11 protein-coding genes are annotated in these 15,101 nt (G+C 36.1%); all 11 read left to right on the top strand.

The genetic code is table 11. The features are described from left to right. Window positions 1-30: 30 nt before the first annotated feature. Complete coding sequence (locus EKL98_RS03835) at window positions 31-1,206, top strand: 2-isopropylmalate synthase (RefSeq protein WP_126561588.1); 1,176 nt, start codon at window positions 31-33, stop codon at window positions 1,204-1,206. A gap of 38 nt (window positions 1,207-1,244) precedes the next feature. Next, window positions 1,245-2,363, top strand: coding sequence for a 3-isopropylmalate dehydrogenase (gene leuB / locus EKL98_RS03830; protein ID WP_126514921.1), 1,119 nt, complete (start codon window positions 1,245-1,247; stop codon window positions 2,361-2,363). Window positions 2,364-2,424: 61 nt separating this feature from the next. After that, a complete protein-coding gene (ilvD, locus tag EKL98_RS03825; protein ID WP_126451597.1) occupies window positions 2,425-4,098 on the top strand; it encodes a dihydroxy-acid dehydratase in 1,674 nt (557 codons plus the stop codon). Window positions 4,099-4,155: 57 nt separating this feature from the next. After that, window positions 4,156-5,850 (top strand): biosynthetic-type acetolactate synthase large subunit, encoded by a 1,695-nt coding sequence (gene ilvB / locus EKL98_RS03820; RefSeq protein WP_126553233.1) that lies wholly within the window; start codon window positions 4,156-4,158, stop codon window positions 5,848-5,850. Window positions 5,851-6,002: 152 nt separating this feature from the next. After that, window positions 6,003-6,524 (top strand): acetolactate synthase small subunit, encoded by a 522-nt coding sequence (gene ilvN / locus EKL98_RS03815; RefSeq protein WP_126459729.1) that lies wholly within the window; start codon window positions 6,003-6,005, stop codon window positions 6,522-6,524. Window positions 6,525-6,632: 108 nt separating this feature from the next. Next, a complete protein-coding gene (gene ilvC / locus EKL98_RS03810) occupies window positions 6,633-8,102 on the top strand; it encodes a ketol-acid reductoisomerase (RefSeq protein ID WP_126459726.1) in 1,470 nt (489 codons plus the stop codon). A gap of 521 nt (window positions 8,103-8,623) precedes the next feature. Next, window positions 8,624-10,531 (top strand): acetate--CoA ligase, encoded by a 1,908-nt coding sequence (gene acs, locus EKL98_RS03805; protein WP_126459723.1) that lies wholly within the window; start codon window positions 8,624-8,626, stop codon window positions 10,529-10,531. 251 nt (window positions 10,532-10,782) lie between these two features. Beyond that, complete coding sequence (locus tag EKL98_RS03800) at window positions 10,783-12,057, top strand: mechanosensitive ion channel family protein (RefSeq protein ID WP_126561587.1); 1,275 nt, start codon at window positions 10,783-10,785, stop codon at window positions 12,055-12,057. Between the two features lie 129 nt (window positions 12,058-12,186). Beyond that, window positions 12,187-13,317 carry an NAD(P)/FAD-dependent oxidoreductase gene (locus EKL98_RS03795; protein WP_126561586.1) on the top strand — a complete coding sequence of 377 codons (1,131 nt, stop codon included), beginning with the start codon at window positions 12,187-12,189 and terminating at the stop codon, window positions 13,315-13,317. Next, complete coding sequence (locus EKL98_RS03790; RefSeq protein ID WP_126514928.1) at window positions 13,318-14,028, top strand: methyltransferase domain-containing protein; 711 nt, start codon at window positions 13,318-13,320, stop codon at window positions 14,026-14,028. It abuts the gene before it with no gap. Further along, entirely contained in the window at window positions 14,025-15,077 is a 1,053-nt protein-coding gene (locus EKL98_RS03785) for a type III polyketide synthase (RefSeq protein WP_126553243.1), read from the top strand. The genes EKL98_RS03790 and EKL98_RS03785 overlap by 4 nt, the downstream gene beginning before the upstream one ends. Window positions 15,078-15,101 lie beyond the last annotated feature (24 nt).

Raw genomic sequence — 15,101 nt, 5'->3', positions numbered from 1 at the left:
AAGTTGTGAAATTACATTAAATAAATGAAAATGAATAGAGAGAAAGTTCAAATTTTTGATACCACCTTGAGAGACGGCGAACAAGTTCCGGGATGTAAATTAGATACCAATCAAAAACTAGTCATAGCCAATCGACTGGACGAAATGGGTGTTGACATCATCGAAGCGGGTTTTCCGGTATCTAGTCCAGGTGATTTTTTATCTGTTTCAGAAATAAGTAAAATCGTTAAGAATGCAGTTGTTTGTGGATTAACCAGAGCGATAAAAAATGATATAGATGTTGCGGCACAAGCCTTAAAACATGCAAAAAGACCAAGAATACATACCGGAATAGGAACTTCGGAATCACACATTGTACACAAGCTAAATACTACCAGAGAAGATATTATTGCCCGAGCAAAATTTGCCGTTTCCCATGCTAAATCGTATGTTGAAGATGTGGAGTTTTATGCGGAGGATGCTGGTAGAACGGACAACGAGTTCTTGGCTCGAGTCTGTGAAGCAGTCATTAAATCAGGTGCTACCGTGCTTAATATTCCAGATACAACTGGCTATTGCTTGCCGGAAGAATATGGCGCAAAGATTAAATATCTAAAAGAAAACGTCACAGGAATTGATAAAGTAATCCTGTCATGCCACTGTCATAATGATTTAGGAATGGCTACCGCAAATTCAATTGCAGGAGCGGTAAATGGAGCCAGACAAATTGAATGTACCATAAACGGAATAGGCGAAAGAGCCGGAAATACAGCACTGGAAGAGGTAGTGATGATTTTCAAACAACATCCGTATTTGAATTTAGATACCAATATCAATACCCGTCAGCTGAATGAAATGAGTCGATTAGTATCTGAAAGTATGGGAATGATGGTGCAACCCAATAAAGCAATTGTTGGAGCTAACGCTTTTGCACACAGCTCCGGAATTCATCAGGATGGGGTAATCAAAAACAGAGCGACTTATGAAATCATGGATCCGTTGGAAGTTGGTGTCAATGAATCATCAATTGTTCTTACCGCCAGAAGCGGCAGAGCAGCATTGGCCTACAGAGCCAAAAAAGTGGGGTACGAACTTTCAAAAACACAATTGGATGTTGTGTATATTGAATTTTTGAGGTTTGCCGATATCAAAAAAGAAGTCCTTGATGATGATATTCATCAAATAATTGAAGCCTGTAAAATGAGTAAGGAAATAATCCTCAACTAAAATATTTTGATTTCTATTACAATTTAAATCGCACTATTATGAATTTAAAAATAGCAGTACTTTCAGGAGACGGAATCGGTCCGGAGGTAATCCTACAGGCTAAAAAAGCATTGTATGCAATTGGTGTGGTTTTCGATCATGAGTTTGTATTTGAAGATGCACTAATAGGTGCCGTTGCGATTGAAAAAACAGGAAATCCATTGCCGGAGCAAACATTGAATCTTTGTCTGAATACCGATGCTGTATTGTTTGGCGCTGTTGGCAATACAAAATACGACAACAATCATGATCCAAAATTACGCCCTGTAAACGGCTTATTGAAATTGAGACAAGCATTAGGATTATATGCCAATATAAGACCTGTTAAACCGTATAAGGATTTATTAGATTTATCCCCTTTGAAAAGAAAAATCATTGAGGGTACTGATTTTGTGATTTTCAGGGAGCTTTCCGGGGGATCTTATTTCAGTGAAAAAAAGACGAATGCACAAGGCACATTAGCTTCTGATTTATGTGAGTATTCCGATGAGGAAATCATTAGAGTTAGTCATTTAGCGTTTAGAACAGCTCAGAAAAGACAAAAAAAAGTGACTCTGGTAGACAAAGCCAGTATTCTTGAAACGTCACGATTATGGCGAAAAGTAGTCCAGGAAATCAGCGAAAATTACCCTGATGTAACTTTAGATTTCCTTTATGTTGATAATGCCGCGATGCAAATCATTATTAATCCAAAACAATTTGATGTCATTTTGACCGAGAATTTATTTGGTGATATTTTATCGGATGAAGCTAGTGTAATCACAGGAGCCATTGGATTATTGCCATCAGCATCTCTGGGGAATTCCAGTGCCCTTTTTAAACCGGTACACGGCACTTTTTCTCAGGCAAAAGGCAAAAATACGGCCAATCCAATTGCCTCAATATTATCTGCTGCTATGCTTTTAGAACATTTTGGACTTCAGTTAGAAGCTAAAAAAGTATATGAAGCGGTAGAAAAAGCAATTGAATTAAATGTCGTCACAGCAGATTTGAATCCCTATTCTAAATTTGGCACCAATGAAGTAGGTGATTTTATATCCAATTATATTTTAAGCAAAGATGAATTATTGTATTTCAATAATGACAATGTTTACATAGGACAATCGACTATTGTTTAGGCAACACTCGTTGACTTTCAATAATTTTAAACAGATAAAAACCGACACAAATAAACCGACAATGGAATTAAATAAATACAGCAAGACCATAACACAAGATGAAACACAACCTGCAGCACAAGCAATGTTGTACGGTATTGGTCTGACTGAAGAAGATTTAAAAAAAGCACAAGTTGGAATTGTTAGTATGGGATATGAGGGAAATCCCTGTAACATGCACCTGAACGGCTTGGCTAAAAAAATAAAAACAGGAGTCTGGAAAGAGGACTTAGTAGGGTTGATTTTTAATACTATTGGTGTAAGTGACGGTATTTCAAACGGTACTGATGGAATGCGTTTTTCTTTAGTTTCCAGAGATGTAATTGCAGATTCTATTGAAACCGTAATGGGAGCACAATGGTATGATGCACTAATCGCTATTCCAGGCTGTGATAAAAACATGCCCGGTTCCGTCATGGCCATGGGAAGAGTCAATCGCCCTTCTATCATGGTTTATGGAGGCTCAATTCATTCTGGAAAATGGAAAGGGGAATCGTTAAATATTGTGTCTGCCTTTGAAGCATTGGGAAAAAAATTTAACAATACAATCGCTCCGGAAGATTTCAAAGGAGTGATTCAAAACGCATGTCCCGGCGCAGGAGCCTGCGGAGGTATGTATACGGCCAATACGATGTCTTCGGCTATTGAAGCTTTAGGAATGAGCTTGCCCTACAGTTCTTCTAATCCGGCATTAAGTGACGAAAAACAACAAGAATGCATTGATGCTGGAAAAGCAATCAGAATTTTGTTAGAAAAAGATATAAAACCTCGAGATATCATGACACGTAAAGCATTTGAAAATGCGATTACCATGGTAGCTGTTTTAGGCGGTTCCACGAATGCAGTAATGCACTTAATCGCTATGGCACATGCTGTAGATATTGAAATTACACTTAAAGATTTTCAAGATATAAGTGACAAAACACCATTACTTGCCGATTTGAAACCGAGTGGAAAATACCTGATGGAAGATCTCCATGAAGCTGGAGGAGTTCCCGCAGTAATGAAATATTTATTAAAAGAAGGATTGTTACATGGAGACTGTTTGACAGTAACTGGAAAAACTTTAGCTGAAAATTTAGCTGCTGTTCCGGATTTGAACGACGGTCAGCAAGTAATACACGAAATCCAAAAAGCACTAAAAGCAACAGGAAACATTCAAATTTTGTATGGAAATCTTGCTGAGGAAGGCTGTGTGGCTAAAATTAGCGGAAATGAAGGGGAGTATTTTGAAGGAGATGCCATTGTTTATGAAAATGAACATGATGTAATAACTGGGGTTCGCGGGGGTGAAGTCAAACCAGGGAATGTAGTGGTCATCCGGTACTGTGGTCCAAAAGGTGGCCCCGGAATGCCTGAAATGCTTAAACCTACTTCAGCTATCATGGGTGCTGGTCTTGGAAAAAGCGTAGCCCTGATTACTGATGGCAGGTTTTCTGGTGGTTCACATGGATTTGTTGTGGGACATGTTACACCCGAAGCTTTTGAAGGAGGCGGTATAGCGCTCGTCAAAAATGGAGATATTATCACTATTGATGCAGTCAAAAATACAATCAATTTAAAAATATCGGATGCAGAGTTTGCACATAGGAAAGCAAATTGGATTCAACCTGAATTAAAAGTAAATAAGGGAGTTTTATTAAAATACATCAGAGCGGTCTCGAGCGCTTCAACAGGATGTGTAACTGATAAATAACTTCAAAATCAACGCCAATAGCAATAGCAAAATTGACATAAGCCTAAAAAAATAATAATGAAAAATAATACAATATCCGGCGCCGAAGCCGTTATTAGATGCTTATTAGAAGAAGGAGTAAATTTGGTTTACGGCTACCCAGGTGGCGCGATTATGCCCGTTTACGATGAATTATATAAATTTAAAGATCAATTACACCATGTTTTAGTACGTCATGAACAAGGCGCTACCCATGCAGCACAAGGTTTTGCAAGAGCGACTGGTAAAGTAGGAGTAGCGATAGCCACTTCAGGTCCGGGAGCCACAAATTTAGTTACCGGAATTGCAGATGCACAGATTGATTCGACTCCCATGGTGTGCATCACGGGACAAGTAGGGAAACATTTATTGGGATCTGATGCCTTTCAGGAAACAGATATTATTGGGATATCGACTCCGGTTACCAAGTGGAATTATCAAATTACCGAAGCTTCTGAAATTCCGGAGATCATGGCAAAAGCTTTTTATATTGCTAAATCAGGTCGTCCAGGGCCCGTATTAATTGATATTACAAAAAATGCTCAGTTTGACCAAATGGAATTCAGCTATAAAAAATGTACCAGCATCAGAAGTTACAATCCAAAGCCGATTTTAAATCTGGAAAAAGTTAAGGAAGCAGCTGCAATTATTAATACGTCCAAAAAACCTTTTATCGTATTTGGTCAGGGAATTATCCTTGGTGAAGCCGAAGAACAACTCAAAGCATTTGTTGAAAAATCAGGAATTCCCGCCGCTTGGACTATTTTAGGACTTTCGGCATTGCCTACTGATCATCCGCTGAATGTAGGGATGTTAGGGATGCACGGTAATTATGGTCCTAACGTTTTGACGAATGAATGTGATGTTTTGATTGCCCTTGGAATGCGTTTTGATGATCGTGTCACCGGAAATCTGGAAACCTATGCAAAGCAAGCAAAAGTAATCCACTTTGAAATTGATTCAGCCGAAATCGATAAAAACGTAAAAACAACGGTAGCCGTTTTAGCAGATGTAAAAGAGTCTTTGACCGCTTTACTTCCTTTTATCGAAAATAACACACATGAATCCTGGCACAATGAATTCAAAGAAAAATATGAAATTGAATTAGAAGCCGTAATCAATGACGAGTTAAAGCCTAAGAAAGAAGGAATTTCTATGGGAGAAACGATTGAAATGATTAACAAGCATTCTAAAGGAGATGCCATTATGGTTTCGGATGTAGGACAACACCAAATGTTTGCCTGTCGGTATGCCAAATTCAATTCGACCAAAAGTAATGTCACTTCAGGTGGTTTAGGAACCATGGGATTTGCATTGCCTGCTGCGATTGGTGCCAAAATGGGAATGCCAAATCGAGAAGTAGTAGCCATAATTGGAGATGGAGGGTTTCAAATGACCATTCAGGAATTAGGAACTATTTTCCAGACTAAAGTTCCTGTGAAAATTGTGGTCTTGAACAATGAATTTTTAGGTATGGTTCGTCAATGGCAACAATTGTTCTTTGACAAAAGATACGCTTCGACCGAAATGATCAATCCTAATTTTATAGCCATTGCTGAAGGCTATTACATCAAAGCAAAAAAAGTAACCAAAAGAGAAGATCTTGATGCGGCTGTTGCCGAAATGATGACTTCAAAAGAATCCTATTTCCTGGAAGTTATGGTAGAAAAAGAAAATAACGTATTCCCAATGATTCCAACAGGAGCATCGGTATCTGATATAAGATTGAGTTAATACCCATCCCAACCCTCCCCTTCGGGGAGGGAGATTGAAAGAGAAATTGTTAATAGATTATATTTTTGAATTAGTAATAAAAATTATAAACATACCCTAAGCTAGTTTCGGCACTCCCTCTTTTGGAGGGGGCTGGGGGGAGGATAAAAAACATGGAAAATAAAACATTCACCATTTCTGTTTATTCAGAAAACAACGTTGGCTTATTGAACAGAATATCTGGAATATTCTTGAAACGTCATATCAATATTTTGAGTTTAAATGTATCCGAATCGGAGATAGAAAGTGTTTCTAGATTTATTATCGTGGTGAATACCACCGAAAAATGGGTACATAACATTGTAGGACAAATCGAGAAACAAATTGAAGTCATCAAAGCTTTTTATCATATTGACGAAGAAACTATTTTCTTAGAAAATGCATTATTCAAAATTGAGTCGAGCTTGCTATTTGACGAAAAACAAATTCAGAATATCATCAAAGAAAGCCATTCCGAGATAGTTACAGTAGCCAGAGACTATTTTGTGATTTCTAAATCGGGACAACGTGCTGAAATTGAATCATTGTACGATAAATTAAAACCTTTTGGAATCATGCAATTTGTTCGTTCCGGGAGAATATCAGTTTCCAAAGCAAAAATGGAGATTTCAACATTATTAGAAAAACTTTCTTAAAAGTGTTCAGTCGCTATGTAGTTTGTCATTCCGACCAAGGAGGAATCTCAATCTTATCAGCATTAATTATTACAATTATTAAATTTTACAATCATTAAACAATAAAAAATGGCAAATTATTTCAATTCATTACCACTCAGATTACAATTAGAACAATTAGGTGTTTGCGAATTCATGGATCAGTCTGAATTTGTAGACGGAATTAAAGCTTTAGCAGGAAAAAAAGTAGTCATTGTAGGGTGTGGAGCACAAGGGTTGAACCAAGGGTTGAACATGAGAGATTCTGGTTTGGATATTTCTTATGCTTTACGCGCCGATGCAATTTCGGAACAAAGAGCTTCGTTTAAAAATGCGTCTGATAATGGATTCAAAGTGGGAACGTATGAAGAATTAATTCCAACAGCTGATTTGGTATGCAACCTTACACCAGACAAGCAACATACAGCTGTAGTTACGGCAATCATGCCTTTGATGAAAAACGGATCAACGCTTGCTTATTCTCATGGTTTCAATATTGTAGAGGAAGGAATGCAAATTCGGAAAGATATCACTGTAATTATGTGTGCGCCAAAATGCCCTGGATCAGAAGTACGTGAAGAATACAAGAGAGGTTTTGGTGTACCCACTTTAATCGCGGTTCACCCCGAAAATGATCCAAACGGAGCTGGTTTTGAACAAGCAAAAGCGTATGCGGTTGCTACTGGTGGTCACAAAGCCGGGGTTTTAAACTCTTCATTTGTAGCCGAGGTAAAATCAGATCTAATGGGAGAACAAACCATTCTTTGTGGCATGTTACAAACCGGTTCTATTTTATGTTTCGATAAAATGGTTGAAAAAGGAATCGAGCCTGCTTATGCTTCAAAATTAATTCAATACGGTTGGGAAACAGTTACAGAAGCTTTAAAGCATGGTGGAATTACAAATATGATGGATCGTTTGTCTAATCCCGCAAAAATTGAAGCGTATGAATTAGCAGATGAATTAAAAGACATCATGCGTCCGTTGTTTCAAAAACACATGGACAATATTATCTCTGGCGAATTTTCCAAAAATATGATGATCGACTGGGCTAATGATGATATCAATTTATTGACTTGGAGAGCTGCAACTGCAGAAACTAACTTCGAAAAAACAGCGCCAACAGCTGCACATATTTCAGAACAAGAGTATTTTGACAATGGTGTTTTGATGATTGCCATGGTGAAAGCGGGTGTCGAATTGGCTTTTGAAACCATGACTCAAACAGGAATTATTGAAGAATCAGCGTATTATGAGTCTTTACACGAATTGCCTCTGATTGCCAATACAGTAGCCCGAAAAAAACTGTATGAAATGAACCGAATCATTTCGGATACTGCAGAATATGGTTGTTATTTATTTGATCACGCCTGCAAACCATTGTTGATTAATTTTATGAAAACGGTAGATACTAATGTGATAGGGAAACCTTTTTCAACTTCAAATGGAGTTGACAATGCGGTTCTTATTGCAGTAAACAAAAGCATTCGTCAACATCCAATAGAAGAAGTTGGGGAGTGGTTGAGAGAATCCATGACTGCGATGAAAAAAATTGGATAAAAAAATTAGGAATTACCACACAAGAGGGTGTGTTGGGATTAGCGCTATACCATTGGTTTTATAATATTTTGAATTAGTTAAAATTTATTAAAGAAATAGTATGAATATAGTCGCTTTTACATTCACTTAACGTCGAGCGTGATTGAACGTTAAGTGAAGTAATCCCTAATAATTTATAAAAATGGTGCAGTGTAATAATGATTGATCTTAAATAAATCAACGCGAAAATTTTTAGCGATTGGTGTTTTATTACAACTGAATAGGTTGGTTATAGTTCAAATAAAATACTATTTGTCGTTGCTAAATTAATTGTTAGGGATTTTTTGTTGATACAAAAAGCGGAGGTATTTATATATTTCCGCTTTTTGTGTTTTACATATTCCCTCAAAAAAGTAAAAATTAATCATATTGGTAATTAAAAGCTATTTATATTGAATAATCCATTTTTTTTTGTGGGTATTTATAGTCTAAATAGTATTAGGAATAGACTTAGATTTAATACTTTTATAAAAAATTAAAACATGAGCTACTATAAAATTGAAAATTTAGAACAATATTTTAAACATTACAATAAATCAGTTCGTGAACCTCGAAAATTTTGGGGAAAAATAGCAGAGGAAAATTTTACATGGTACCAACAATGGGATAAAGTTGTTGATTTTAATATGGCTGAAGCCGACATAAAATGGTTTACTGAAGCCAAAGTGAATATTGTAAAAAATTGTATCGACAGACATCTTGCAAAAAGAGGCGAAAAAACGGCTATTATTTTTGAACCGAATGATCCTTCAGAAGCAGCATTGCATATTACCTATAATGAATTGCATCAACGGGTCTGCAAAATGGCAAATGTGTTGCGTGAGCAAGGCATAAGTAAAGGAGATCGCGTTTGTATTTATTTGCCTATGATCCCAGAATTAGCCGTTTCAATATTAGCATGTGCCAGAATTGGTGCCATACATTCTGTTGTTTTTGCGGGCTTTTCAGCTTCTGCGGTATCAGCTAGAATTAATGATAGTGAATGTAAAATGGTTATTACTTCTGATGGTGGATTTCGTGGTAACAAAACAATCGACTTAAAAGTAATTGTTGATGAAGCGTTGGAAAAATGTCCTTGTGTTGAAAAAGTTTTAGTAGCCAAAAGAATTCATTCAAAGATCAATATGAAAGCAGGTCGTGACCAATGGTTGGAACCACTTTTGGATCAGGCTTCAGATAATAATGTAGCCGAAATCATGGATGCTGAGGATCCGTTGTTTATTTTGTACACCTCCGGTTCAACAGGAAAACCCAAAGGAATGGTTCACACCACTGCAGGGTATATGGTGTATACTGCCTACACTTTCAAGAACGTATTCAATTATGAAGAAAATGATGTTTTTTGGTGTACCGCTGACATTGGCTGGATTACCGGACATTCCTATATTCTTTACGGCCCGTTATTGAACGGAGCTACAACCGTAATTTTCGAAGGCGTTCCGTCTTATCCTGATTTCAGTCGCTTTTGGCAAACCATCGAAAAACACAAAGTTACCCAGTTTTACACGGCGCCAACTGCTATTCGTGCGCTTGCCAAAGAAAATATAGATTTTGTATTAAAATACCCATTGAAGTCCTTAAAAGTTATTGGGTCAGTTGGTGAACCTATAAACGAAGAAGCTTGGCATTGGTACAACAATCATGTTGGGGACAGAAGATGTCCTATTGTAGATACTTGGTGGCAAACTGAAACAGGAGGAATTATGATATCGCCTATTGCATTTGTTACCCCAACAAAACCTACCTATGCCACGTTGCCGTTACCCGGAATTCAACCCGTACTAATGGATGAAAAACGAAATGAAATAGAAGGGAATCAGGTCGTTGGTAGTTTGTGCATCAAATTTCCATGGCCAGGAATTGCCAGAACAATCTGGGGTGATCATCAGCGCTACAAAGACACGTATTTCTCTGCCTTTCCAGGTAAATTTTTCACAGGAGACGGTGCTTTACGTGATGAGGTTGGGTATTATAGAATCACAGGAAGAGTAGATGATGTGGTAATTGTTTCCGGTCATAATCTGGGAACAGCACCTATTGAAGATGCTATAAATGAACATCCTGCTGTTGCGGAATCAGCCATTGTAGGTTTTCCTCACGACATCAAAGGGAATGCATTATATGGTTTTGTAATCCTTAAAGAAACCGGAGAAACCAGAAATAAAGAAAACTTAGCCAAAGAGATTAATCAGCATATTTCAGATCATATTGGGCCTATTGCCAAGTTAGATAAAATTCAGTTTGTTACCGGTTTACCAAAAACACGCTCCGGAAAAATCATGAGACGAATCCTTAGAAAAATTGCAGAAGGAGATTATTCTAATTTTGGAGATATTTCTACCCTATTAAATCCAGAGATTGTAGAAGAAATAAAAGAAGGAAAGTTGTAATACCATTTATGTCAAAATAACAATTAGAACATCCAATTTATTAAATAGCGTCTTTTAATTCAAAACCCTTTCAAAGTTTAAACTTTGAAAGGGTTTTTTAGTTTAAAATTCAATATGACAAGAGGTTGTATTTTATTCAAAGAAAATAGCTGTAAATACCAGCACAAGATGTTAATGTAAACACAATGCGGAGCTGGTTTTTGACTGCTTAGAATAGGTAACCTATCTTTACCTTTAAAGCTAAATTTACTATGATTCAAATTGAAAAAAAATACAACATCGCACTCTGGTTAGACAAATGGTTTATTGAAGATTTTGGTTTAGATCCAATAGTGGCTTTGTATTTGAAACTTTTGATGCTTATTTTTGTATTGTTTATAATAAGTTTTTTGTCTTGGTATTTAACGAAAATAATTATAGTTCGTTTTGTGCACAAAATTTTTTTAAAAACAAAAATAGTTTGGGATGATGTCCTGATAGAAAGAAGAGTTTTTGAAAAAATAGCCTATTTAGTCCCTGCTTTCATCATTATCATGGTTGCTCCATACATCTTTGGAGATTTTCCAAAAGCAATTGAGTATATAATTATTCTATCAAATATCTTCATAATTTTAGTAATAATACATTCTGTTATTACTGTATTATCAGTCTTTGATGAAATAGTGTCCAATACCTTAATTTTAAAAGACAAACCGATTACCAGTTACATTCAGGTACTTAAAATTGTAGTCTATTTTATTGGAGGAATACTGGTTTTATCCATCATGTTAGGCAAAAGTCCTTTCTATTTTCTAGGGGCAATGGGCGCCATGACGGCTATTTTACTTTTAATTTTCAAAGATACCATTCTGGGGTTTGTTGCCAGTATTCAAATGTCCGTGTATGATATGGTTCGGGTAGGGGACTGGATTTCGATGCCAAAATATGATGCGGACGGCGATGTGATGTCAATCAATTTAAATACTGTAAAAGTTCAAAATTGGGATAAAACGATCACTACAATACCCACTTATGCTTTTATGACAGACTCTTTCAAGAACTGGCGTGGTATGAGTGATTCTGGCGGGAGACGAATAAAAAGAGCTATTTATTTAAAAGTCAGTAGTTTTCAGTTTTGTGATGAAAAAATGCTCTCGCAATTCAAAAAATACAAACTAATTCAAAATTACATCACTCAAAAAGAAAATGAGGTACAAAAAACTAATTCGGAAACATTGGACAATGAGATCGTTTCAGTAAATATCAGGAGGCTGACTAATATAGGCGTTTTTAGAATCTATGCTGAAAAATACATTACGGCTCATCCCAGTATTAATAAAGACATGACCATAATGGTGCGTCAGCTAGAATCTACATCGAAAGGATTACCACTAGAAATTTATTGCTTTAGCGCAGAAAAAGAATGGTTAAAATACGAGACTATTATATCTGATATTTTTGATCATCTATTTACCATCACTTCTGAATTTGAACTCGAGGTTTTTGAGGAACCTACAGGAAATGATTTTCGGAATTTCAACCGGTAATTTAAGGGGTATCTTCAAAGACAATTGATGAAGCAATTGCATGTATTAACTAAAATTAAACAATAAGGCCAGTTTTTTTATCATTTGTTATACCCATACTAGCAAACAAATCCATAAATTTACTTTTGTATGAAAGATAAACAAGTAGTAATTATTGGTGGTGGGTTAGCTGGACTGACTTCGGCTATACATTTATCTAAATTAGGGCTTCAGGTGACGGTTATTGAAAAGAATAGTTATCCAAAACATAAAGTGTGTGGCGAATACATCTCTAATGAAGTGATGCCATATCTCAATTGGTTGGATTTAGATATAGCCCATTTAAAGCCGACACACATTATAAAACTTGAGTTTTCTACTGCAAGAGGAAAAACAATACAAAGTATTTTACCTCTTGGTGGTTTTGGAATCAGCCGTTTTGTTTTAGACGAATATTTGTATAAAAAGGCTATCGATAACGGGTGTACAATACTAAAAGATCAAGTTGAAAATGTTCATTTTGAGCATGATAAATTTATGATAACCACGACAAATTTAATGGTTTTAGAGTCCCAAATGGTGATTGGTGCTTTTGGCAAACGTTCTACTATTGACCAAAAAATGAACCGAGAATTTATTCATAAAAAATCACCTTGGCTGGCCGTAAAAGCACATTATTCTGGGAAATTTCCCAATGATGTAGTGGGTTTGCATAATTTTAAAGGAGGCTATTGCGGAGTTTCTAAAGTTGAAAACGAAGTGATTAACATGTGTTATCTAGCCGATTATAAAACGTTTAAGCAGTTTAAAAACATTACTGAATATCAAAATACTATTGTTTCTCAAAACCCACACTTAAAAACCCTTTTTGAAACCAGTACATTATTGTTTGAAAAACCATTGACCATAAGCCAAATCTCTTTCAAAAAGAAACACGCAGTTGAAAACCATGTTTTAATGATTGGCGATACAGCAGGATTAATTCATCCTTTGTGCGGAAACGGAATGGCTATGGCAATTCATAGCGCCAAAATCGCATCAGAATTAGTAGTTCAATTTTATAACACCGAGATTAAATCCAGAGCCGAATTAGAAAAGCGATACCTGCAAGAATGGAATTTAAATTTTAAGGGAAGACTTAAAATGGGACGGTTTTTATCCAATATTTTACAAAAACAAAAACTTTCAGCAGTATTGATGCGCATATTAATTATATTTCCATTTTTATTGCTAAAAATTATAAAAAAAACACACGGAAAACCAATCACTCTTCATTCGTAAATGACACTAAATACCAAATATAGAACTGATAAACCGGAAATCATGGATGATTTTGCCATGGAAGGTGAGATTTTACGTGATGCCTTAGATAAAATTGCCCGGATCAATCAGCTTTTAGGAGGAAACCAGTTAACTCTAAGAGGAGTACAAGAACTTGTTCAGGATTCCAAATCTAAAGAAATTGTTATTATAGACGTGGGTTGTGGTAATGGGGATATGTTGCGAACCCTGGCTGATTTTGGTCTTAAAAACAACCTAAATTTCCAGTTAATAGGCATTGATGCTAACAATTTTACAATTTCACATGCACGACAATTATCAGATAAATATGCTAATATCAGTTATCGCTGCGAAGATATTTTTAATGAATCATTTAATGATCTAAAGTATGATATTGTTTTGTGCACTTTGACGTTACATCATTTCAAAGACGATGAGATTATTCGATTATTGAAAGTTCTTTATAACAATACATCCATCGGAATTGTAATCAATGATTTACATCGTAGTGCCATTGCCTATCGATTATTTCAGGCATTATGTGTTGTATTTCAGTTGAATGCTATGTCACGAGAAGATGGATTAATATCAATTTTAAGAGGTTTTAAGAAAGAAGAATTGATAGCGTTCTCGAAAAAATTAAATTTTAAAAACTATAAAATTCATTGGAAATGGGCTTTTAGATACCAATGGATAATTTCAAAAATATGAGTGTAAAAATTAAAACCGTAACCAAACAGCTGCCTAAATATTCCAGAACAACAGCTGAAATAATTCCTTTTTTGGATGCTTGGCTAGTGGGACAAGACGAACGATTCATCAGAAAAGTAAAGAAAATTTTTGAAGGTGCAGCTGTTGACAAACGCTATTCCATAATGGATCCGATAGAGGTGTTTACCAAAACTTCATTTGAAGAAAGAAATGCTATTTATGTTCGTGAAGTCATTGATTTAGGTGAAAAAGTATTAGCAAAAGCTTTAAAAAAAGCAAATTGGAATCCGCAAGATTTAGATTATATCATCACGGTAAGCTGCACCGGAATTATGATTCCGTCTCTCGATGCGTATTTAATCAATACATTGAAGTTGCGTCAGGATATAGTAAGGCTTCCCGTGACCGAAATGGGTTGTGCCGCCGGGATTTCAGGAATTATTTATGCTAAAAATTTCTTGCAGGCCAATCCCGGAAAACGAGCTGCGGTAATTGCCGTAGAAAGTCCCACGGCTACGTTTCAACTCGATGATTTTTCGATGGCAAATATCGTAAGTGCTGCGATTTTTGGTGATGGTGCCGCTTGCGTTTTACTTTCCTCACATGAAGATGACGAAGGTCCTGAGATTGTAGCAGAGGAGATGTATCATTTTTATGATAACATCCACATGATGGGTTTTAAACTCACCAATTCTGGATTGCAGATGGTACTTGATATTGAAGTACCGGAAACGATTGTTTCTCATTTTCCAGATATTATTCATCCTTTTTTAGAAAAAAATAATTTAAAAATGGAGGATATTGACCATCTTATTTTTCATCCCGGTGGAAAGAAAATTGTGCAAACCGTTGAGGCTTTATTTTCTGGTTTGGGAAAAAATATTGATGATACCAAAGAGGTTTTGCGCTCCTATGGAAATATGTCCAGCGCCACAGTTTTGTATGTTTTAGAACAAATCATGGATAAGCAGCCTAAAAAAGGAGAAAAAGGATTAATGCTGAGTTTTGGACCGGGATTTTCGGCACAACGAATTTTATTGGAGTTTTAGCTCCCAAATGGGGAATAGAAAAAC

It is taken from the genome of Flavobacterium bomense (assembly GCF_003970355.1).
This window is presented reverse-complemented; position numbering and strand designations above follow the sequence as displayed.